The 20,952-nt window shown below is 65.0% G+C and carries 14 protein-coding genes; 4 read left to right on the top strand and 10 right to left on the bottom strand.

What is annotated here, in order from left to right:
* Positions 1-5: 5 nt before the first annotated feature.
* The 4 genes from CV770_RS08375 to CV770_RS08360 all read right to left on the bottom strand — a co-directional run bounded on the left by CV770_RS08375 (position 6) and on the right by CV770_RS08360 (position 5,710).
* Positions 6-953, bottom strand: a complete 948-nt coding sequence (locus CV770_RS08375) for an ABC transporter permease (protein ID WP_028139688.1) — start codon at positions 951-953, stop codon at positions 6-8.
* 40 nt (positions 954-993) lie between these two features.
* The gene (locus CV770_RS08370) at positions 994-2,592 is read right to left on the bottom strand and encodes an ABC transporter substrate-binding protein (protein WP_104462038.1); all 1,599 of its coding nucleotides are present in this window, start codon (positions 2,590-2,592) and stop codon (positions 994-996) included.
* Between the two features lie 394 nt (positions 2,593-2,986).
* Positions 2,987-4,537, bottom strand: coding sequence for an AMP-binding protein (locus tag CV770_RS08365; RefSeq protein ID WP_104461984.1), 1,551 nt, complete (start codon positions 4,535-4,537; stop codon positions 2,987-2,989).
* An 18-nt stretch (positions 4,538-4,555) separates the two neighbouring features.
* Complete coding sequence (locus tag CV770_RS08360) at positions 4,556-5,710, bottom strand: iron-containing alcohol dehydrogenase (RefSeq protein WP_201759759.1); 1,155 nt, start codon at positions 5,708-5,710, stop codon at positions 4,556-4,558.
* A gap of 364 nt (positions 5,711-6,074) precedes the next feature.
* Here CV770_RS08360 and CV770_RS08355 point away from each other — a divergent pair, with 364 nt between their 5' ends.
* The 3 genes from CV770_RS08355 (at position 6,075) to CV770_RS08345 (ending at position 11,951) form a co-directional block, all read left to right on the top strand.
* Positions 6,075-7,280: an efflux RND transporter periplasmic adaptor subunit gene (locus CV770_RS08355; RefSeq protein WP_201759758.1), complete on the top strand. Its 1,206-nt coding sequence runs from the start codon at positions 6,075-6,077 to the stop codon at positions 7,278-7,280.
* Entirely contained in the window at positions 7,277-10,447 is a 3,171-nt protein-coding gene (locus CV770_RS08350) for an efflux RND transporter permease subunit (protein WP_104461981.1), read from the top strand. The genes CV770_RS08355 and CV770_RS08350 overlap by 4 nt, the downstream gene beginning before the upstream one ends.
* Before the next feature lie 310 nt (positions 10,448-10,757).
* The gene (locus CV770_RS08345) at positions 10,758-11,951 is read left to right on the top strand and encodes an ABC transporter substrate-binding protein (RefSeq protein ID WP_104461980.1); all 1,194 of its coding nucleotides are present in this window, start codon (positions 10,758-10,760) and stop codon (positions 11,949-11,951) included.
* A gap of 158 nt (positions 11,952-12,109) precedes the next feature.
* Here the strand turns inward: CV770_RS08345 and CV770_RS08340 are convergent, their stop codons facing one another.
* From CV770_RS08340 to CV770_RS08325, 4 genes are read right to left on the bottom strand one after another with little or no spacing between them, the layout of a single operon-like run.
* On the bottom strand, positions 12,110-12,496 hold the full coding sequence (locus CV770_RS08340; RefSeq protein ID WP_104461979.1) for an MAPEG family protein: 387 nt from the start codon (positions 12,494-12,496) through the stop codon (positions 12,110-12,112).
* 29 nt (positions 12,497-12,525) lie between these two features.
* Positions 12,526-13,608 carry a lipocalin-like domain-containing protein gene (locus CV770_RS08335; protein ID WP_104461978.1) on the bottom strand — a complete coding sequence of 361 codons (1,083 nt, stop codon included), beginning with the start codon at positions 13,606-13,608 and terminating at the stop codon, positions 12,526-12,528.
* Positions 13,598-16,060, bottom strand: coding sequence for an FtsX-like permease family protein (locus CV770_RS08330; protein ID WP_104461977.1), 2,463 nt, complete (start codon positions 16,058-16,060; stop codon positions 13,598-13,600). Before CV770_RS08330 ends, CV770_RS08335 begins: the two co-directional genes overlap by 11 nt.
* Positions 16,057-16,710, bottom strand: coding sequence for an ABC transporter ATP-binding protein (locus CV770_RS08325; protein ID WP_091964316.1), 654 nt, complete (start codon positions 16,708-16,710; stop codon positions 16,057-16,059). Before CV770_RS08325 ends, CV770_RS08330 begins: the two co-directional genes overlap by 4 nt.
* A gap of 146 nt (positions 16,711-16,856) precedes the next feature.
* On the opposite strand from CV770_RS08325, the gene CV770_RS08320 reads away from it, so the two are divergent.
* On the top strand, positions 16,857-18,191 hold the full coding sequence (locus CV770_RS08320) for an MFS transporter (protein WP_104461976.1): 1,335 nt from the start codon (positions 16,857-16,859) through the stop codon (positions 18,189-18,191).
* A gap of 196 nt (positions 18,192-18,387) precedes the next feature.
* Here the strand turns inward: CV770_RS08320 and CV770_RS08315 are convergent, their stop codons facing one another.
* The gene (locus CV770_RS08315) at positions 18,388-20,106 is read right to left on the bottom strand and encodes an N-acyl-D-amino-acid deacylase family protein (RefSeq protein ID WP_104461975.1); all 1,719 of its coding nucleotides are present in this window, start codon (positions 20,104-20,106) and stop codon (positions 18,388-18,390) included.
* 207 nt (positions 20,107-20,313) lie between these two features.
* A partial coding sequence (locus CV770_RS08310) for an MFS transporter (protein ID WP_146101262.1) occupies positions 20,314-20,952 on the bottom strand: 639 nt, incomplete at its 5' end.

Below are 20,952 nucleotides of genomic sequence, written 5' to 3'. Positions count from 1 at the left end.
ATCTCCTAATCCGTGTACCTGATGCGCGGATCGAACACGGCGTAGAGCATGTCGACGATGAAATTCGCGCTCACCACCACGACGGCGATCAGCATCACGAGGTTCTGCACGATCGGATAGTCGCGCCAGCGGATCGCCTCAACCAGGAAGCGGGCGACGCCGGGGATGTTGAACACCGTCTCGGTGACGATCAGGCCGCCGATCAGGAACGCCGCCTCGATGCCGATCACGGTGATGACGGGCAGGATCGCGTTCTTCAGCGCGTGCTGATAGTTCACGGCGGCATCGGAGGCGCCCTTGGCGCGCGCGGTGCGGATGTAGTCCTGACGCAGCACCTCCAGCATCGAGGATCGCGTGATGCGCATGGTCAGCGCCGCGCTGCGGAAGCCGACCGCGGCGGCCGGCACGGCGTAGGTTGCGAACGCCTCGAGCCAGGTCTGCGGATTCGGGTTGAAGATCGGCATCTGGCCGAACATCGCCACCGACGCCGTGAGGATGAGCAGGCCGAGCCAGAACGACGGCAGCGACAAGCCGCTGAGGCTGACGACACGCAAGGCGTAATCCAGCCGTGTGCCCTGCTTCACGGCGCTGATGACGCCGAGCGGAATGCCAATCGAGACCGAGAACAACAGCGCGAGGCCGGCGAGCCGCGCCGTGATAGGGATCCGCGGCAGGATCTCCTGCAGCGCCGGCTTCTCGGAGACGTAGGAGTAACCAAAATCGCCGCGCAGAAAACCGCTGATCCAGTGCCAATATTGCACGATCAGCGGCTGGTCGATGCCGAGCTCCTTCTCCAGGTTGGCCTTGTCGGCGGGATCGACATAGCCGGCCGCGGCGAACAGGATGTCGACGATGTTGCCGGGCACGATGCGCAGCAGGAGGAAGATGACGATCGAGATCCCGAACAGGGTCACGAGCATCAGGAACAGGCGTCGCACCAGATAGGCAAACATCCTTCGCCCTCCGCGAGCCGCTAGTCTTCAGCCTGCCGCGCTACTTGTCGAGCCACGCGTCCTCGTAGCGAAAGCCGTTATAGGAGCTGTTCGACATGATCGTGATGCCCTTGACGTAGGGCTGCCAGCACGTGCCGGCCCGTGCATGGAAGATGATCGGACGGGCGACATCCTCCTGCAGCTTCTTGTCGATATCCCAGACCAGCGGCTTGCGCTTGCTGGTGTCGGTCTCCTGCGATTGCACGTCGAACAGCTTCTCGATCTCCTTGTTGCAGTAATTGGTGTAGTTCCGCTCCGAGCCGCAGGAATAGTTTTCGTAGAAGGACTGGTCGGGATCGTCGACGGAATTGCCGGTCAGATTGAGGCCGAGCATGTAGTCCTTGCGCGCGACTTTCGGGAACCAGTTCGCGGTTTCGACGACGTCGAGCTCGCCGTCGATATAGATGCTCTTGAGCTGGTCGATCAGGATCACGGCGGGGTCGCGATATTCCGCGAGATTGCGCGTCGAGACCTTCACCGCGAGGTGCTTGTCGGGGCCGTAGCCCGCCTTCTGCATCAGCTTCTTCGCGTCCTCGCGGTTCGCGTTCACGTCCCTTCCATAGCCCGGAATGGTCTCGAGCTTGTCCTTGGGCATGCCCCAGACGCCTTGGGGCTGTGGCAGCATGGTGCCGCCGATATCGGCCTGGCCTTCGAACAGGATATCGACGAACGCCTTGCGGTCGAGTGCAAGCGCCACCGCCCGACGAATATCGATGTTGTCGAACGGCGCCGAGGTCGAATTGACGATGATGTTGGTCGAAACGTTGGTCGGCTCGACGACGCAAGTCGCGTTCGGCGCTTGCGACTTGATGTCCTTCAGGAGGGGGATCGTGATGTGAGTTGGGAAGGTCATGTCGAACTTGCCGGCGACAAACGCCAGGATCGCGGTCGAGCGGTTCGTGATGATCGTGTACTCGATGCCGTCGAGATAGGGCAGGCCCTTCTTCCAATAGTCCGGATTTCGCGTCAGCTTGATCGATTCATTGGCCTTGAACTCGACGAACTTGAAAGGCCCGGTTCCGATCGGATGGGTGCGCATGTCCGCGGGCGAGACGTGGCAGGGATAGATCGGCGTATAGCCGGAGGCGAGCATCGCCAGCAGTGACGGCTGTGGCCGCTTCAGGTCAAACGAGACCTCGAAATCGCCACTCGTCGTGATCTCGTTGACTTCGTTGTACCAGGCCTTGCGCGGATTCTGCCGAAGCTTCTGCTGCGATTTGCCCATCAGGAGATCGAAGGTGCATTTGACGTCGGCCGATGTGAACGGCTTGCCGTCATGCCATTTGACGCCCTGGCGCAGCTTGAACGTCAGCTTCTTGTTGTCGTTGCCCCAGGACCAGCTTTCGGCCAGTTCGGGCCTCAGGGTCTCAGGACTATTCTGCGCGATGTGCTGGTCGTAAATGACGAGATTATTGAAAACGCCCATGAACGGCACGTTGACCGAATAGGTCGCGCCTTCGAGGATCGATGCGTTGGCCGGGCTGTCGCGGTGATACATTCGCAGGACGCCGCCCTGCTTGGGCTCGCCGGCGAGCGTGGTGGTTGAGGCCGTCAGCACAGATAGCGCCGCCATTGCGGCGAGCGCCCACACGCTCCGCATGCTCATCCTCCCTGGACATCAGTCTTTTTGGCCTTTGCGGCCTGTTTGTCGCGACGATAGCACGCGAGTTGAGGGAGGCAACCGGTAAGGCCGCATGCCGCCTCGACAATTCGGATGACCGAAGGCCGCAGGTCTTCATGCTCTCACGATGAGAGTGCAGGTGCGAAGAGATGGTTCCGGTGCTGGTGTTGCGGATGTTGCGCGTAATCGCACCAACAAACTCCGCTGTCGTCCCGGGGCGCGACGAAGTCGCGAACCCGGGACCCATAACCACAGGGAGACGCTGCGGCGCGCGCTCGCAACTCCGAGTCTTCGCCAAACACCTTCCTGTGGCTATGGGTCCCGGATCAGCGCTTCGCTTGTCAGGACGACAGCGGAATTCGTAGATACGCCCTCACACGATCCTCGACGCCTTGTTCCCCCAATACCGGTCCCGCAGCAGGCGCTTGTACAACTTCCCCGTCGGCAGCCGCGGCAATTCCTTCTCGAAATCGACCGAGCGCGGCACCTTCTGCCGCGACAGCGATTTTGCGCAGAATGCGATCAGCTCTTCGGCGAACGCCGCGCCCGGCACGACATCAGGCATCGGCTGTACCACCGCCTTCACCTCTTCGCCGAGATCGGGATTGGGCACGCCGAACACAGCGGCATCGGCGACCTTGGGATGGGTGATCAGCAGATTCTCGCATTCCTGCGGGTAGATGTTCACGCCACCGGAGATGATCATGAAGGTGGCGCGATCGGTGAGGTAGAGAAACCGGTCGGCATCGACATAGCCGACGTCGCCGACCGTGCTCATGCTGCCGTCGGCCGAGCGCGCCTCCTTGGTCTTCTCCGGATCGTTGAAATATTCGAACGGCGAGGCGGTCTTGAACCACACCTGGCCGGGCGTGCCGGTCGGGCATTCCCGCATGTTCTCGTCGAGGATGTGGAGGTCGCCGAGCAGCACCTTGCCGACGGTGCCGCGGTGGCTAAGCCATTCCTCGCTGTTGCAGGCGGTAAAGCCGAGGCCCTCCGTCGCGCCGTAATATTCGTGGATGATCGGGCCCCACCATTTGATGATGTCGTCCTTGACCAGAGCCGGGCAGGGCGCAGCGGCGTGGATGGCGATCTCCAGCGACGACAGGTCGTAACGGCCGCGCACCTCCTCCGGCAACTTCAGCATGCGCGAGAACATCGTCGGCACCAGCTGGGTGTGGGTGATACCCCACCGCTCGACCAGCTCGAGGTAACGCTCGGGATCGAAACTCTCCATGATGATCACGGTGCCGCCCATGCGGATCGTGAGGTTCACGGCCGCCTGCGGCGCCGAGTGATAGAGCGGGGCCGGCGAGAGGTAGACCATGCCCTCCCGGTAGTGCCAGAGCTTGGTCAGAAAATCGAACAGCGGCAGATTATGCTTCGGCGGCTCCTCCGGCAGCGGCCGCAGAATGCCTTTCGGTCGTCCCGTCGTGCCGGACGAATAGAGCATGGCCGTGCCGAGCCACTCATCCGCGATCGGTGTTGCCGGCATATCCGCGGTGACGTCCGCAAGTCCGACGATGCGCTCGCTCTCGCCGGGGCCGTCGGCGACGATGCAGAGCTTGATGTCGGGGCAGGCCTTGATCGCCTCGCGGGCGATGTCGAGCTTCGCCACCGAGGTGATCAGGATTTTCGACCGGCTGTTGACCAGCAGATAGGCGAGTTCGCCCGGCGTCAGGAACGAGTTGATGCAGGTGTAATACAGCCCGGAGCGTTCGCCGGCGCCGCAGGCCTCCAGATAGCGCGAATTGTTCTCCATGAAGATCGAATAGTGGTCGAGCCGCTTCAAGCCGTGCTTGCGGAACAGATGGGCCAGCCGGTTGCTGCGCGCATCGAGCGCGCGATAGGTGACGGCCTCGCCTGTGGCCGCCATGATGAAGGCGGGCTGCAGCGGGCGTAGGCGGGCATGCTGACCTGGGTACATCTATCCTCCGGCTTTGGATTATGCGGCGAGAAGCAGGATTTCGCGCACCTGCGCCGGGCCTTCGATCTTGCGCGGGTTGCGCGGGATCCAGTTGGTGCGCATCGCCTGCTCGGCGATTGTCTCGAAATGCTCGGGCGATACACGCACCTCTGCGAGGCTGCGCGGCATGCCGAGCGAGCGGATGAAGGCATCGAGCACATCGGCGGCGTTGTGGCCGGGAAAGCCCATGGCGGCCGCGACGATCATCTGCCGCTCGGCATTGGCGCTCGCATTCCAGCGCATCACCGCCGGCAGCATGATGCAGGAGGTGTAGCCGTGCGGCACGTCGAAGGCCGCGCCCAGCACGTAGCCGATGCCGTGGCTCGCGCCCATCGGAACGCCGGCCGCGAGCGCGCCCATCGACAGCCAGGTGCCGATCTGCGCGTCCATCCGCGCGTCGAGATCGGCGGGGTCGGCTTTCACCCGCGGCAGCGCGTCCGCGAGCATGGCGAGGCCCTTCACCGCTTGCGCGTCGGCATAGGGATGCGTCTCGCGCGAGCAGATCGCCTCGACGCAATGGTCGATGGCGCGGATGCCGGTCGACAGGAACAGCCATTCCGGCGTGTGTACGGTGATCGCGGGATCGAGGATGGTCGCGCGCGGCACGGCGAGCGGATGCCGCAGCATCTGCTTCACATGCGCAGCTCGGTCGGTGACGCCCGCGATGGATGAGAACTCACCGCCCGCGATCGTGGTGGGCACGCTAACCTGGCGCACGGTCGGCGCCGTCATCTCCGGTGCGACGCCCTTGTGCACGCGGATCCGCTCGATGCCGTCGACATCGTCGATGCCGTTGGCGAGGCAAAGCTGCACCGCCTTGGCGCCGTCGGTGATCGAGCCGCCGCCCACGGTGACGATCAGGTCGGCGCCGGCCTCGCGCGCCGCGTTGGTTGCCGCGATCACCGCCTCGCGCGGCGTGTGCGCCGGCATGGCATCGAACAGGCCGGCGCAGCGGGGGCCCAGAGCTTCCTTGATCTTGCTGATTTCGTCGGTCTGCCGGTTCAGCGTGCCCGAAACCATCAGGAAGGCGCGGCGCGTTCCCAGCCGGTCCATCTGCGCGACGATGGCCTCAGTTGCAGGATGGCCGAACACGACCTCCTCGATCGCGCCGAAAACGACACGTCCCTGGTGCACGCCTGTCCTCCCGGACAATTCGTCTTGTTTTTGTGAGGGCAATCTAGCCGAGCGGATGGCGTTCGTCATGTGCGAAGGCGCTGGCTGCTCTTCCCCTTTCCCCGCGTGCGGGGAAAGGGGAAGGACGTTTCCATTCATGAGCCCGGCGAATAAAGTCCAATCGCAAACCTGCCGGCTATTCAGCGCGTGCGGGGTGGGTTGCCACCCCCGTCAACCCGCCATCCGGTCAGGGCGCGCTTGGAGCCCTGCACGCGCTTTGGTCTTGAAGTGGTCATCAACTCCACCCATCTTGGGACGCCCGCGGGTAAATGCCTACCCTGCCTTTTCCGCGGCTTTTGGCATGAGGACGATGCGAGGACCTGGGATGGCTGGACCGGATGGAAGCGAGCGACTTGTCAAAAAGCACGAATTCGTCCAGCCGCGGCATTACGCACTCGCGGGTCTCCTCGTCGCTTCGTTCGCGCTCACCGGTTGCGGGCAGCCCACCTCGCAAGCGTCTGCGCCGCCGCCGGCGCCCGTGACGGTCGCCCAGCCGGTCAAGCGCACCGTTACCGATTGGGACGAGTTCACCGGCCGCTTCGAGGCGGTGGAGGAGGTGCAGGTGCGCCCGCGCGTCGGCGGCTTCGTCAACTCGGTCGAATTCCAGGACGGCGCCATCGTGCGTCAGGGCGATTTGCTTTACGTGATCGACCCGCGTCCGTTCGAGGCGGTGGCCACGCAGGCGGAGGGGCAGCTGTCGGACGCCCGGGCCAAGGTGGAACTTGCCAAGCGCGAGCTCGACCGCGGCCTCAGCCTGGTGCAGACCAGCGCGGTCTCCGAGCAGGTCGTCGATCAGCGCCGTCAGGCCCTGCAAGCTGCGCATGCCGCGGAGGTGCAGGCTGAAGGTGCGCTCAAGGCCGCCAGACTGAACATCGAGTTCACGCACGTGACGGCACCGTTGACCGGCCGCGTCAGCCGCCATCTCGTCAGCCCCGGCAATCTCGTGCAGGGCAGCGACACCGGCACCTCGACGCTGCTCACCTCGATCGTCGCGCTCGATCCGATCTACGTCTATTTCGACATGGATGAGGCGACCTTCATCAAATACAGCAAGCTGTGGTTCGAAGGGCGGCGCCCGAGCTCGCGCGACACGGCCAATCCGGTGCAGGTGACGCTGGCCGGCGAAACCAAGCCGTCCCATGAAGGCACCATCAATTTCCTCGACAACCGGCTCGACGTTTCGACCGGCACGCTGCGCAGCCGCGCGGTGGTCAAGAATACCGATCTGTCGATCCTGCCCGGCCAGTTCGGGCGCGTACGGCTGATCGGCAGCGCACCTTATGAAGCATTGCTGATCCCGGATGTCGCGGTTGCGACCGACCAGTCCCGCAAGATCGTGTTCGTGGTGAAGCCCGACGACACCGTCGAGGCGCGTCCCGTGGTGCTCGGGCCGCTGGATGACGGCCTGCGCGTGATCCGCGAAGGATTGAAGGCCGAGGACCGCGTCATCGTCAACGGCATCCAGCGTGCCCGTGTCGGCGCCAAGGTTGCCCCGCAGACCGCGCAAGCCCCAGCCGGTGGCAAGTCATGAATCTCGGTCGTCTCTCCATCAACCAGCCCATCCTGGCGATGGTGCTGTCGATCGTGCTCCTGATCATCGGTGCGCTCGCCTACACCACGCTGCCGGTGTCCGAATATCCGCAAGTGGTGCCGCCCACCGTCGTCGTCACCACGCAATATCCCGGCGCCTCCGCGCAGACCGTCTCCGACACGGTCGCAGCTCCCATCGAGCAGGAGATCAACGGCGTCGAGGACATGCTGTATCTCTACAGCCAGGCGACCTCGAACGGCCAGCTCACCATCACCGTCACCTTCAAGCTCGGCACCGATCTCGACAAGGCCCAGGTGCTGGTGCAGAACCGCGTCGCGATCGCGCAGCCGCGGCTGCCCGAGGAGGTGCAGCGCAACGGCGTCACCACCCGCAAGAACTCGCCCGACATCCTGATGGTCGTGTTCATGCTGTCGCCCGACGACACGTTCGACCAGCTCTACATCTCCAACTACGCGCTGCTCCAGGTTCGCGACCAGCTGCTGCGTCTCGACGGCGTCGGCGACATCCAGATCTTCGGCGCGCGCGACTACTCGATGCGGCTGTGGCTCGATCCTGACCGGATCGCCAATCTCGGCCTGACCTCGGCGGAGGTGCTGGCCGCGATCCGCGCCCAGAATGTGCAGATCGCCGGCGGCCAGATCGCCGAGCCGCCGATCGCCGATCGCGCCTTCCAGCCGAATCTCACCTTTACCGGGCGCCTGAAGGACCAGAAGCAGTTCGAGGACATCCTGATTAAGGCCGGCTCCGATGGCCGCGTCGTTCGGCTGCGCGACGTCGCCCGCATCGAGCTCGGGGCGCTCGCCTACAGCACCAACAGCTTCCTGCTGCGCAAATCCGCGGTCGCCATGCTGGTGACGCAGCGGCCCGGGTCCAACGCTCTCGCTACCGCGAAGAACATTACCGACACGATGACGAGGCTCAAGGAGAGCTTCCCGAAAGGCCTCGACTACAATATCGGCTACAATCCCACCGAATTCATCGCGCAGTCCGTCCACGAGCTGATCAAGACCATCTATGAGGCCATGCTGCTCGTGGTCATCGTCGTGCTGGTGTTCCTGCAGGGCTGGCGTCCGGCGATCATTCCGATCATCGCGATCCCGGTGTCGCTGGTCGGCACCTTCGCGGTGATGGCGGCGCTGGGCTTCTCCATCAACAACCTCACACTGTTCGGCCTCGTCCTCGCGGTCGGCATCGTGGTCGACGATGCCATCGTGGTGGTCGAGAATGTCGAGCGCCATCTCGAGCACGGCATGAGCCGGCGCGATGCTGCTCTCAAGACCATGGAGGAGGTCGGCGGCGCGCTGGTCTCGATCGCGCTGGTGCTCTGCGCGGTGTTCGTTCCGACTGCCTTCCTGGGCGGTATTTCCGGGCAGTTCTTCCAGCAATTCGCCGTCACCATTGCGGTCGCGACCGCGATCTCCTGCTTCTGCTCGCTGACGCTGTCGCCGGCGCTGTCCTCGCAGATCCTGGTGCCGCACGAGGAGAAGCGGCCGCCGGCAAGCTGGAATGTCATCGCGCGGGCGTGGGGTGCCTTCACCGGGGTCTTCAACCGTGTGTTCGACCGGCTGGCGCATGGCTATGCCGGCCTCGCCAATTTCGTCATCCGTCATGCGGTGGTGATGATCCTGATCTACGTCGCGCTGATCGGAAGCGCCGGCTGGCTGATCGCGACCACGCCGCAAGGCTTCATCCCGGCGCAGGACCGCGGCTACGTCATCGTCTCCGTGCAATTGCCGGGCGCGGCTTCGCTGGCGCGCACCACCGAGGTCGTGCGCGAGATCGAGCGGATCGCGCTGGATACGCCGGGCATCGTCCGCGTCGCGGCCTTTGCCGGCTTTTCCGGCGCCACGCGCACACAGGCGGGTAACGCGGCGGCGCTGTTCCCGGTGTTCGACGAGCCCGAGGCGCGGATGAAGAAGGGATTGTCTGCGAACGCCATCACGGTCGAGCTGCGCAAGCGCCTGTCCGCGATCCAGGGCGCCTTCATCATCGTGATCCCGCCGCCGGCCGTGCCTGGCATCGGCACCGGCGGCGGCTTCACCATCCGCATTCAGGACCGTCAAGGCCGCGGGCCTGAGTTGCTCGCCGCGGCCACCGACGAGCTTGTCGCCGCGGCGCGCAAATCGCCCTCGCTGCTCGGCCCCACGGTATTCTCGCCGTTCTCGGCCAACACGCCGCAGCTCTTCGTCGACATCGACCGCACCAAGGCGCAGAAGCTCGGCGTTCCCATCTCCAATATCAACGACACGATCCAGAGCTATTTCGGATCGACCTATGTCAACGACTTCAACCTGTTCGGCCGCACCTATCACGTCACCGCGCAGGCCGACTTCCCGTTCCGGAAAGAGCCCAGCGATCTCGCGCGCTTGCGTACGCGCAACGCGTCCGGTGACATGGTGATGCTCGGCAGCGTGGTCGAGTTCAAGGACGTCTCCGGACCTGATCGCGTCGCGCGCTACAATCTCTACGCGGCCTCCGAGCTCCAGGGCGAACCGGCGCCGGGCACCAGCTCGACCACGGCGCTCGACACCATCAAGAAGCTCGCGGACGACACCTTGCCGAGCGGCTTCACCTTCGAATGGACCGATCTGTCCTATCAGCAGGTCACCGGCGGCAATGCCGGCCTCTACGTGTTCCCGATCTGCGTGCTGTTCGTCTACCTCGTGCTCGCTGCGCAATATGGCAGCTGGACCTTGCCGTTCGCCGTGATCCTGATCGTGCCGATGTGCCTGCTCGCGGCCACGATCGGCGTGCGCATCATGGGCCAAGACGTCAACATCCTCACCCAGATCGGCTTCGTCGTGCTGGTGGGGCTGGCGGCCAAGAACGCGATCCTGATCGTCGAGTTCGCGCGCGACATCGAGAACGAGGGCAAGCCGCGGCTGGAGGCGGTGATCGACGCCTGCCGCTTGCGCCTGCGGCCGATCCTGATGACGTCGTTCGCCTTCATCCTCGGTGTCTTGCCATTGGTGATATCGAGCGGCTCCGGCTCGGAGATGCGGCAGGCCGTCGGCGTCGCCGTGTTCTTCGGCATGATCGGCGTCACCCTGTTCGGCCTGTTGTTCACGCCGATCTTCTACGTGGTGGTGCGGAACCTGGCCGAGGGGCGGAATGAGGGGAAGAAGCCGCAGGTGGCGGGCCCCTAGTTGTCGGTGATGGCCACTTGCGTCCCCTCATTCACGGTGTCGTCCCCGCGAAAGCGGGGACCCATAGCCACAGGGAGGAGTTTGGCGAAGACTAGGAGTTACCAGCTTCGGCCCAAACTCCTCCCGGTGGTTATGGATCCCGGATCTTCGCTTCGCTCGTCCGGGACGACAGCTCATTGTTGTCGTGCCACCCGCGATGCCAATTGGCACACGCCCATACTAACGACCAACTTGAAATGGATGGGCAGGCGCGGGGTTCTTCACTAGTATCCGCGCGATTTCAAAACAGAAAACTGCTGGGAGCTAACAGATGAAATCAGCACTTTTGGCCGCCGTCGCAACCTCTGCTCTGGTGCTGGCGGCGCCGGCCTCCGCGCAAGGCGTCAAGATCGGCATCCTCAATGACCAGTCGGGCGTCTATGCCGATTACGGCGGCAAATGGTCGGTCGAGGCGGCCAAGATGGCGATCGAGGATTTTGGCGGCGAGGTGCTGGGTCAGAAGGTCGAGCTCGTCACCGCCGATCACCAGAACAAGCCTGACCTCGCGACCTCGATCGCGCGGCGCTGGTACGATGTCGAGAACGTCGACATGATCACGGAGCTGACGACCTCCTCGGTCGCGCTTGCGATCCACGAGCTGTCCAAGGAAAAGAAGAAGATCGACATCGTCGTCGGCGCCGCCACCTCGCGGCTGACCGGCGATGCCTGCCAACCCTACGGCTTCCACTGGGCCTACGACACCCGCGCGCTCGGTGTCGGCACCGGTGGTGCGCTGACCAAGGCCGGCGGCGACACCTGGTTCTTCCTCACCGCGGACTACGCCTTCGGCTACGCGCTGGAGAAGGACACCAGCGAGATCGTCACCGCCAATGGCGGCAAGGTGGTCGGCTCGGTGCGCGTGCCGCTCAACTCCTCGGACTTCTCCTCGTTCCTGCTGCAGGCGCAGAGCTCGAAGGCGAAGATCGTCGGCCTTGCCAATGCCGGCCTCGACACCACCAACTCGATCAAGCAGGCGTCCGAGTTCGGCATCGTCGCCAGCGGCCAGAAGCTCGCGGGCCTATTGATGACGCTTGCCGAAGTGAACGGCCTCGGCCTCCAGGCCGCACAGGGCCTGGTGCTGACCGAAGGTTATTACTGGGACGTCAACGACAAGTCCCGCAATCTCGGCGAACGCTTCCTCAAGCGCACCGGCCGGATGCCGAACATGATCCAGGCCGGCACCTATTCGGCGACGCTGAGCTACCTGAAGGCGGTCAAGGCCGCCGGCACCAAGGATCCGGATGCGGTTGCCAAGAAGCTGAAGGAGCTGCCGGTCGACGACGATTTCGCGCAAGGCGGCAAGGTGCTCGAGAACGGCCGCATGATCCACGACATGTATCTGTTCGAGGTCAAGAAGCCCTCGGAATCGAAGAAGCCCTGGGACTATTACAAGCTGCTCGCCACCGTCCCCGGCGACAAGGCCTTCTTCACCGCCAAGGACAGCGGCTGCCCGCTGACGAAGTGAGGCTCTCGTGTCCCGGACGCGCTGCAGCGTGAAACGCTGCTGCGCAGAGCCGGGACCCACGCTTCTCCGGGCGTGGAGGGCTGACTGAGTCCCGGTTCAGCGGCGCAGCGTTACACGCTGCACCGCGCCCGGGACACGTGCACGCGTGATGTGATTCACTACACTAGCCGCAACACCACCGCTCCCAGCGCGCCGGCCCACAGTGCGATGGCGGCGATGCCCTGGATCATGAAGCCCGGGCCGCGCTTGGCTGCCGCTTTCGAATAACCGATGAAATAGACGACGCGGCCGATGATCCAGACCGCGCCGATCCCTGCGGCGATGCCGTCGCCGATATAGACCGCGAACAGCCAGAGCGCTGGCAGGACAATCGGCATCCATTCCAGCGTGTTCATCTGGATGCGGAAGGCGCGTTCGAAATCCGGATGGCCCGACATCGCCGGCACCTTGACGCCGGTCTTGGTGCGCGAGCGCGACACGTTGATGGCGGTGAAGAAATAAAATGCGATCGCCAGCAGCGTGACGAGGGCGGTGAGGTGATACATCGCGGAATCCCTTTGAAGAGGTCGCCGCTTCAATACCCGGTCAGCTCGAGATAGCCAACGCCGTCATGCGTCCCGGCAAAGCCGATCGGCCCCTCCCAATAGGAGAAGCCGGTCCCCATCCAGGCCCTGGGATTGAGCGGCTTGCAGTGGATCGAGAACGATCGCGACGGGATCGCGATCTGCCATTCCACCGGCAGCTTGCGTCCCGCAACCTCCGCCGTCGCTTTCGGCATCATCTGGATGTCGCTGCCCGCGATCATCTGCGTTTCGCCGGCGGCGCTGATCCAGTTGCCGAACGGATAGTCTTTGCCGTCCTTCTGCCGCAGCCGGTACAGCATCAGCTTGTCGCCGGACGACAGATGCAGCGACAGCCAGTCCCAGCCTGTCTGGTCGGCGTCGAGCGGCTGGCTGCTCCATTCGCGGTCCATCCAGGCCTGGCCCGTCACGTCCACCGGTTTGTCGTCGATGGTGAGCGTGCCGCGGGCGCGGTAGAACGGCTGGCTGTAATAATAGGATGCCTGGCCACGCTCCGACTTGCGGCTGAAGCCGCGATCGCCTTGCAGCACCACAGCGCGATCGGCCTCCAGCGTCAGCGCGTAGCTGAACTCCGTGCTGGACGCCTTCAGCGCCAGCGGCGCCAAAGTGCGGTCATCGGTTCGCTCGAGAGCCTTCATCTCCCAATCGTCGATCCAGGCATCGAACGGCTTGGCCGTGACGCCAGCCTGCCCGACCCCGCCGCGTGAAAAGACCTCGTTGAAGCGGTGGGTGTCGGCGCGCGTCACTGCGGCATGCGCCATCCAGATTTGCTGATTGGCCCAGCCTTCGCCTTGCGAACCCGGCTGCGTTGCTTGGCGGAAAAGTGTCCATTGCAAGCCGCAAGCCGCACCGTTGGAATCGACGAGGTTTGCCGTGAGATACCACCACTCGATGCGAAACTCCGGATGCGGCCCGTGATCGCCAGGAAAAGCAAACAGCTTTCCCGGCGTCACCTTCCCAAAGCCGTCCGCTTTCTCACCGAGCCCCGCATAGCCTTGCGCGCTGGCGCGGTGTGCGAGAACCAGCGCGGCGATGCCGCCGGCGAAGGCGCGGCGCGACATGCGATCAGCGCTCATTCGCAAACACCTTGACGAGATTTGCTGGCTGCATCCGCGCCAGCCGTGCCACCGGCAACAGCGCCGCAAGCAGCGACGCCAACAGCGCCACCGCGACCAGCTCGACCAGTTGCAGCGGAAACACGTGGAACGGCAGCCGCCAGCCGAACGCCTTCACGTTCACGATCGCGACCAGGCACCACGCCACCACGAGCCCAAGCGGCACGGCGAGCAGCGCCGTGAACAGCGCCACCGATAGCGTCTTGGTCAGTTCGATCGCGGCAAGGCGCGGCCGCGTGATGCCGATCGCCCATAGCGGCGCGAGGTGCGGCAGGCGGGAGTTCGCCAGCGTCAGCAGGCTCGTGAACAGCGCGATCCCGGCGACACCGAGTGTGAACGCGTTCAGCGCCGAGGTCACCGCGAAGGTGCGGTTGAAGATGCGGATCGATTCCGCCTTCACCGTCGCCTGGTCGGCCACACTGCGGTCGTCGAGCGCAAATTGCTTCTGCAAGGCCGCGATCAGGCCGGGAATGTTCTCCTTCGCGACGATCAGGCCGATCCGCGTTTGCGGCGTCTGCGGAAACTGCCGGATCAGCGCCGCGACGTTGACGGTCAGCTGCCCCTTGGGATTGCCGTAATCGGCATAGATGCCGACGATGTCGAGCTCCCAGGTGCCGCTAGGTGCCGGCACCTCGACGACGTCGCCGATGCGGACGTTGAGGCGGCGGCTGAGCTGCTCGCTGATGAAGGCGGCATTGCCCGGCATGAGCCGGCTCCAGGCGCGCGGCGCGGCTTCCAGCAGCGGCCAGCGCTCGCGGTAGAGCGCGTGATCGGGCAGGCCGAGCAGCTCCACCGGCTGGCCCTGAACCTGCGCCTCGGCGCGGCCGCCCGACAGGATCGCCTGCACGTCGCTGCGCTCGCGCAGCCAGTTGCGGATGGCGACGCCTTGCGCATTGTCCGAGGCGCTGATGTAGACGTCGGCGGCGAGCCGACCGTTGAGCCAGCCGAGGAAGGTGCGGCTGAAGGTTTCCACCATGGTGGAAACGCCGACATTGACGGCGAGCGCGAGCAGCAGCGCCATCAGCGCCAGCGACAATCCGGAAAGCTGCTGCCGGCTGTCCGCCCAGAACCACAGCGCAAGCGGCTTCCTCGCGGCGCGCTGACCCGCGAGCAGGATGATCTCGAGCAGCGCCGGCAGGATCAAGGCCGCACCGAACATCAGCGCCGCCAGCACGCCAAAGCCCGCGATCAGTGATTGCCCGTACTGAAGCAGCAACAGCGCGACTGCGAACACGGCGCAGGCGGCGAGACTTTGCAAGATCAACCAGCGGCGCTGCCGCTGCTGCCAGGCGTGCGGCTGCGCCGTCGCCAGCACCGGCATCCTGATCGCCTTGATCAGGCTGGTCGCCGCCGCAACAAGCGCCCCCGCAATGCTGATGCCGATGCCGGCGAGCCACCATTCAGGCTGTAAGGTCAGCTGCCCCGGGATCTGAGCGCCATAGAGCCCGCGCAGTGACGCCGCGACGTCGGGCAGCAGCACGGCCGCGATGAAATAGCCGCAGACGAGTCCGATCAGGCCGGCGATCAGCGCCAGTGCTACGAGCTCGACCACCAGCACGGTGTTGACCAGCCGCGCGGAGGCGCCGCAGGCGCGCAGCGTTCGCAGCATCGGCAGCCGCTGCTCGAAGGCGAGGCCGACGGCAGAGTTGACGATGAACAGGCCGACGAAGAACGACAACAGGCCGAACGCCGTGAGGTTGAGGTGAAAGCTGTCGGTGAGGCGTTCCAGCTCGGTCTCCGCAGTCGGCTCGACCAGCTGCAACTGGTCGCCGACCACGCTTGCCAGCGGCGCAGGCTTGCTCTTGGGCTTGCCGATCAGAAGCCGCGACAGCTGATCCGGCTTGTTCAGCAGACGCTGCGCCACGCCGATATCGACCACCAGCACGCCGGGCGCGAGCTGCGGCAACACGCGCAGCGGCGGCAATTTCGCGCCGTTGCTGATCGGTGGCGCCGCCCCTTCTGCTTCCTGCAGGTCGCTTAGCGTCTCCCGTGCCACCAATGTCTGGCCCGGCGGTGCAACAAAACTGCCCAAATCCGCAGCACCGAGGCGCGGTGCGTTGCCGATTTCGACCGGCAGCGTCACCGGCTCGATCCCGAGCAACCGCACCGAGCGTCCGTTGATCTGAACCCGGCCCTCCAGCGCCGGCGACACCGGCCAGCCGGCGCGGCGGAGTTTGATGAACAGCTCCTGGGGAAATGTCGCGCCAGCAGGCGCGACCAGCATGGCGGTGCGGACGCCGCCGAACGTCGCCGCAGCGCGGTCATAGGCATTGCGGGCCTGCTGGTTGATGGCCTGCACGCCGCTCCACAAGGCGGTCGCCGCGATCAGCCCGACCAGCAGCGTCGCGAACTGCATCTTGTGACGGCGCCAATGGCTGAGCAGCACAGCGAGCACCCAGAGCGCGCGTCTCATGCGATCCGCCCCGCATGCAGGGTGAGATGGCGGTCAAGCGTGCCGGCCAGATGCAGGCTATGGGTCACCATCAGGAAGCCGCAGCCGGTGCGCGCGACGAGGTCGCGCGTCAGCGCCAGCACGTTCTCGGCGGTGGTCTCATCGAGATTGCCGGTCGGCTCGTCCGCCAGCAGCAGCGATGGCTTTGTCGCCAGCGCCCGGCCGATCGCGACCCGTTGCTGCTGCCCGCCGGACAATTGCTCGGGATAGCGCTTCAGGAGAGCGCCGAGACCAAGCCGTTCGACCAGCTCTTTGGTCCAGGCCGCATCGTGACGGTCGGCGATCCGCGCCTGGAAAACCAGATTGTCCGCGACCGACAGGCTCGGGATCAGGTTGAATTGCTGAAAAACCAGGCCGATCCGGTCGCGCCGCAAGCTGGCACGCCCTGCGTCGGACAGCGCGGTGACCTCTACGTCCTCTAGCCGGATCGCGCCGCCATCGGCGGCATCGAGTCCCGCGATCAGGTGCAACAATGTGCTCTTGCCGCTGCCGGACTCACCCGTCAGCGCGACGCGTTCGCCGGCCCTGAGGTCGAGATCGACGCCACGCAGCACATGGACCGGCTCGCCGGCCGAGGAGAAGGTCTTGGAGAGATTCTTGATGCTCAACACGATGAATGGCGCCGGGCGGAATTAACGGAATTGCTGCGTAGCACACTTGCTGCGGAAATGCCGGGTTGCGTTGGTCTCGAAGCCGTTGTTAGCTCCCAAGACAGCCAAATCAAAAAAGTGCCAAAAGACATCGACGGGGGAGAATCATGAGCGTTGAGGGAACGACGGAGGTAGCCGGCAAGACGATCGGGACCACGGGAACGCCAAAGGGCGCCTGGACCGTCACGTTTCTCCTCTTCCTCTTCATGGTCGTGAACTTCGCCGACAAGATCGTCGTCGGTCTCGCCGGCGTGCCGATCATGACCGATCTGAAGCTCACCCCGGAGCAGTTCGGCCTGCTCGGCTCCTCGTTCTTCTTCCTGTTCTCGATCGCCGCCATCGTGGTCGGCTTCATCGTCAACAAGGTGCCGACGCGCTGGGTGCTGCTCGTGCTCGCAGTGATCTGGGCGCTGGCGCAGTTTCCGATGGTCGGCACCGTCTCCTTCACCACGCTGTTGATCTGCCGCATCGTGCTGGGTGCCGGCGAAGGCCCGGCCTTCTCCGTCGCCGCGCACGCGATCTACAAATGGTTCCCCGACGAGAAGCGCACGCTGCCGACCGCGATCCTGTCGCAGGGCTCGGCCTTCGGCGTGATCCTGGCGGTGCCGGCGCTGAACTGGGTCATCGTCAATCATTCCTGGCACTATGCCTTCGGCGCGCTCGGCGTCGTCGGCCTGATCTGGGTTTGCGCCTGGCTCGCGCTCGGCAAGGAAGGCCCGCTGGAGGACACGCAGGTCCTGGCCGCGACCGAGCAGAAGATCCCTTACTTGCAGCTTCTCACCTCTCGCACCTTCATCGGTTGCGTCGCGGCGACCTTCGGCGCCTATTGGGCACTCTCGCTCGGCCTGACCTGGTTCACGCCGTTCATCGTCAAGGGGCTCGGCTTCTCGCAGAGCCAGGCCGGCTTCATCTCGATCCTGCCCTGGGTGTTCGGTGCCACTATCGTCATTCTCACCGGGTGGATCTCGCAGGTGATGATGGCGCGCGGCTACAACACCCGCGTGGCTCGCGGCGTGCTCGGCTCGGTGCCGCTGGTGATCGGCGGGCTGATTCTGGCGATGATGCCGCATGCTCAGGGCGCGGGCTTGCAGATCGCGCTGCTCGTGGTCGGCTCGGGCTTGTGCGGGGCGATCTATGTGGTCTGCCCGCCGATGCTCGGCGAGTTCACGCCGACGTCGCAGCGCGGCGCGATCCTCGCGATCTACGGTGCGCTCTACACGCTGGCCGGCATCATCGCGCCCGCCGTGATGGGGGCGATGATCCAGCGTGCCGGCAGCACGGTCGATGGCTACATGGCCGGCTTCACCATCAACGCCGTGATCATGGTCGGCTCCGGCCTGCTCGGCCTGCTGCTGCTGTGGCCGAACTCGGAAAAGGCCAGGCTGACGCGCGGTGCGGCCCCGCAGGCCGCTGCGCTAAAGGGCGCGGTGTCGCCGACGTAAGGGGGCTGTTCGTCCCACCCGACAGTGTCGTCCCGGACAAGCGAAGCGAAGATCCGGGACCCATAACCACAGGACGTGGTTTGGCGACGGCTCGGAGTGAGCAACTTCGCGCCACACGCCTCCCTGTGGTTATGGGTCCCCGCTTTGGCGGGGACGACAGCGAGGATGAAACGCGGCTTTCGCGCCTCAGACGCCGCTAGCTCGCGAGCCCCTGCGCCCCGCGAATCAGCTTCCCCGGCCGCCTGCCCGTGGCCTCGCCATGCCGCCGCGTCACCACGCCTGAGACGATCGTCGCGTCATAGCCGTCGACGTCCTGCAACAGCCGCCGCCCGCCGACCGGCAGATCGTAATGCACCTTCGGCGGATGCAGGTGCAGCCGGTCATAGTCGATCACGTTGACGTCGGCCTTGTAGCCGGGCGCAATCAGGCCGCGATCGGTGAGGCCGACCGAGAGTGCGGTCTTGCGCGACTGTGCCGCGACCACGAACGGGATCGACAGCTTCTCGCCGCGCTTGCGGTCACGCGTCCAGTGCGTCAGCAGATAGGTGGGGAAGCTGGCATCGCAGATGATGCCGCAATGCGCGCCGCCGTCGGACAGGCCCGGCACCGATTGCGGATCGATCAGCATCTCGCGCGTCGCGTCGAGATTGCCGTCGGCATAGTTGAGGAACGGCACGTAGAGCATGCCGCGGCCCTGGTCCGACAGCATCGCGTCATAGGCGAGCTCCTCCGGCTGACGGCCCTGCTCGCGCGCCTGGGGCCCCAGCGCGTTCTCCGGCGGCTGCTCGTAATCGGGGGGATCGCCGAGCAGAAACATCTTGTCGTAGTTGGGCCGGAAGAACAGCGGATCGTCGGTGGCGGTCGCCGTCTCGCTCAGGATTGCCTTGCGCACGTCGGCCTGGTGCAGCCGCGCCAGCCGCTCCTTCAAGGGAAGATGCGCGATCGCCTTGTAGCTCGGATGAGTCTGGAACGGATTGCGTGACAGCTCGAGCCCGAGCAGCAGGCCGACCGGGCGCGCCGCGATCTGCGCGGTGATGGAGAGACCGCGCCGTGCCGCCGCATTGATCTCGTCCAGCGTCTGGCGCCAGCGGTTTGGCGATCTGTCGTTCTGTGTGATCGAGAACGAGATCGGACACTTCGTCGTGTCCGCAACCCGCAACATCATCGGCAGATCTTCGTGGATGGTGGAGAGATCGAGTACGAATTGCAGCACGCTGCGGCCCTGGCTGTGCATCGCACCTGCAATCGCGGTGAGCTCGTCCTCTCCGGCCTTCAGCGTCGGCGTGAAGTCGCCGGTGGAGGTGCGGTGGTTGAGCGTGCGCGAGGTCGAGAAGCCGAGCGCGCCGGAGCGCACCGCTTCGCCCGCGAGCTTGGCCATCGCGGCATTGTCTTCGGCGGTCGAGGGATCGCGGCGTGCGCCGCGCTCGCCCATGACGTAGACCCGCAGCGCCGCATGCGGCAGTTGCGCGCCGACATCGATGTCGAAATCGCGCTTGGAGAGCCAGTTCATGTAGTCCGGAAAGCTCTCCCACGCCCACGGAATGCCGGCGCTCAGGACAGGCTCGGGAATATCCTCGACGCCTTCCATCAGCTGGATCAGGCGGGTGTGATCGACAGGCTTGCACGGCGCAAGGCCGACGCCGCAATTGCCCATGATCGCGGTGGTGACGCCGTTCTGCGACGACGGCGTGATGTCCTGGCTCCAGGTGACCTGGCCGTCGTAATGGGTGTGCACATCGACGAAACCCGGCGTCACCAGCTTTCCGCGTGCGTCGATTTCCTGGGCGCCTTTGCCAGCGACCTTGCCGACCTCGCTGATCCTGCCGCCGGTGATGGCGACATCGGCCTCAAACAGTTCGCCGCCGCGACCGTCCGCGACGGTACCGCCGCGGATTACGAGATCAGGGGTGCTCATGGTATTTCTTCCCGGTTTGTTTCTTGTTGTTGTGCGTATCTCGTTCTGCCGTCGTCCCGGACAAGCGCGCCCTAAGCGCGCGCAGATCCGGGACCCATAACCACAGGGGGGCATTTGGCGAAGATTCGGAGTGACCAGTCTCGCGCCACGTCTCCTCCCTGTGGTTATGGGTCCCCGCCTTCGCGGGGACGACGACCGAATTTGTAGCTACGCCTTCGCTTCCCGCTTCCGCTCCGTGAACGGCGATAGCACCACCGTCGCCACCATGAACACCACCGACGCGCCGAACACCCAGTGCGGCGCGCTCTGATCCATGATCCAGCCGAACAACAGCGGGCTGATGATGCCGCCGAGATTGAAGCCGGTCGAGACGATGCCGAAGGCGCGCCCCGCCGCGCCGGGAGGAGCCGCATTGCGCACCAGCATGTCGCGCGAGGGGGCGATCACGCCGGAGAGGAAGCCCGCGAGCGTCATCGCCGCGGTCAGAGCCCAGCCGGGCAGCGTCACGAGCGCGATCAGCAGCACGATCGCCGCGTTCACGGCAAAGCAGGCCGCTGCGACATAGCCATGGCGTTCGGTGTGATCGGCGAGGAAACCGCCGGCCAGCACGCCGGCGGCGCTGGCACCAAGGAATGCCGTCAGCATGACGTTGGCGGCCGAGTAGGACGTGCCATAGCCGCTCATCAGCGCGACAACGCCGAAATTGTTGATACCGGCGACCGACAGGCTGAGCAGCATGAACAGCGCGGTCAACACGATCAGCGCCGGTGTGATGACAGCCTGCTTCGGCGCGTTCTCCGCGCCCGGCTTCTTCTTGCTGGCGCCGGCGTCGGGAATGTTCATGAC

Source organism: Bradyrhizobium sp. AC87j1, assembly GCF_002936975.1.
In the GTDB taxonomy this organism is placed as follows: domain Bacteria; phylum Pseudomonadota; class Alphaproteobacteria; order Rhizobiales; family Xanthobacteraceae; genus Bradyrhizobium; species Bradyrhizobium shewense.
Note: the sequence above shows the minus strand (reverse complement) of the source record. Positions and strands in the feature narration are given on the sequence as shown.

Coding starts and splice junctions, on each gene's coding strand:
- CV770_RS08375 (WP_028139688.1), bottom strand. CDS start 953: ATGTTTGCCTATCTGGTGCGACGCCTGTTCCTGATGCTCGTGACCCTG.
- CV770_RS08370 (WP_104462038.1), bottom strand. CDS start 2,592: ATGCGGAGCGTGTGGGCGCTCGCCGCAATGGCGGCGCTATCTGTGCTG.
- CV770_RS08365 (WP_104461984.1), bottom strand. CDS start 4,537: ATGTACCCAGGTCAGCATGCCCGCCTACGCCCGCTGCAGCCCGCCTTC.
- CV770_RS08355 (WP_201759758.1), top strand. CDS start 6,075: ATGGCTGGACCGGATGGAAGCGAGCGACTTGTCAAAAAGCACGAATTC.
- CV770_RS08350 (WP_104461981.1), top strand. CDS start 7,277: ATGAATCTCGGTCGTCTCTCCATCAACCAGCCCATCCTGGCGATGGTG.
- CV770_RS08345 (WP_104461980.1), top strand. CDS start 10,758: ATGAAATCAGCACTTTTGGCCGCCGTCGCAACCTCTGCTCTGGTGCTG.
- CV770_RS08340 (WP_104461979.1), bottom strand. CDS start 12,496: ATGTATCACCTCACCGCCCTCGTCACGCTGCTGGCGATCGCATTTTAT.
- CV770_RS08335 (WP_104461978.1), bottom strand. CDS start 13,608: ATGAGCGCTGATCGCATGTCGCGCCGCGCCTTCGCCGGCGGCATCGCC.
- CV770_RS08330 (WP_104461977.1), bottom strand. CDS start 16,060: ATGAGACGCGCGCTCTGGGTGCTCGCTGTGCTGCTCAGCCATTGGCGC.
- CV770_RS08320 (WP_104461976.1), top strand. CDS start 16,857: ATGAGCGTTGAGGGAACGACGGAGGTAGCCGGCAAGACGATCGGGACC.
- CV770_RS08315 (WP_104461975.1), bottom strand. CDS start 20,106: ATGAGCACCCCTGATCTCGTAATCCGCGGCGGTACCGTCGCGGACGGT.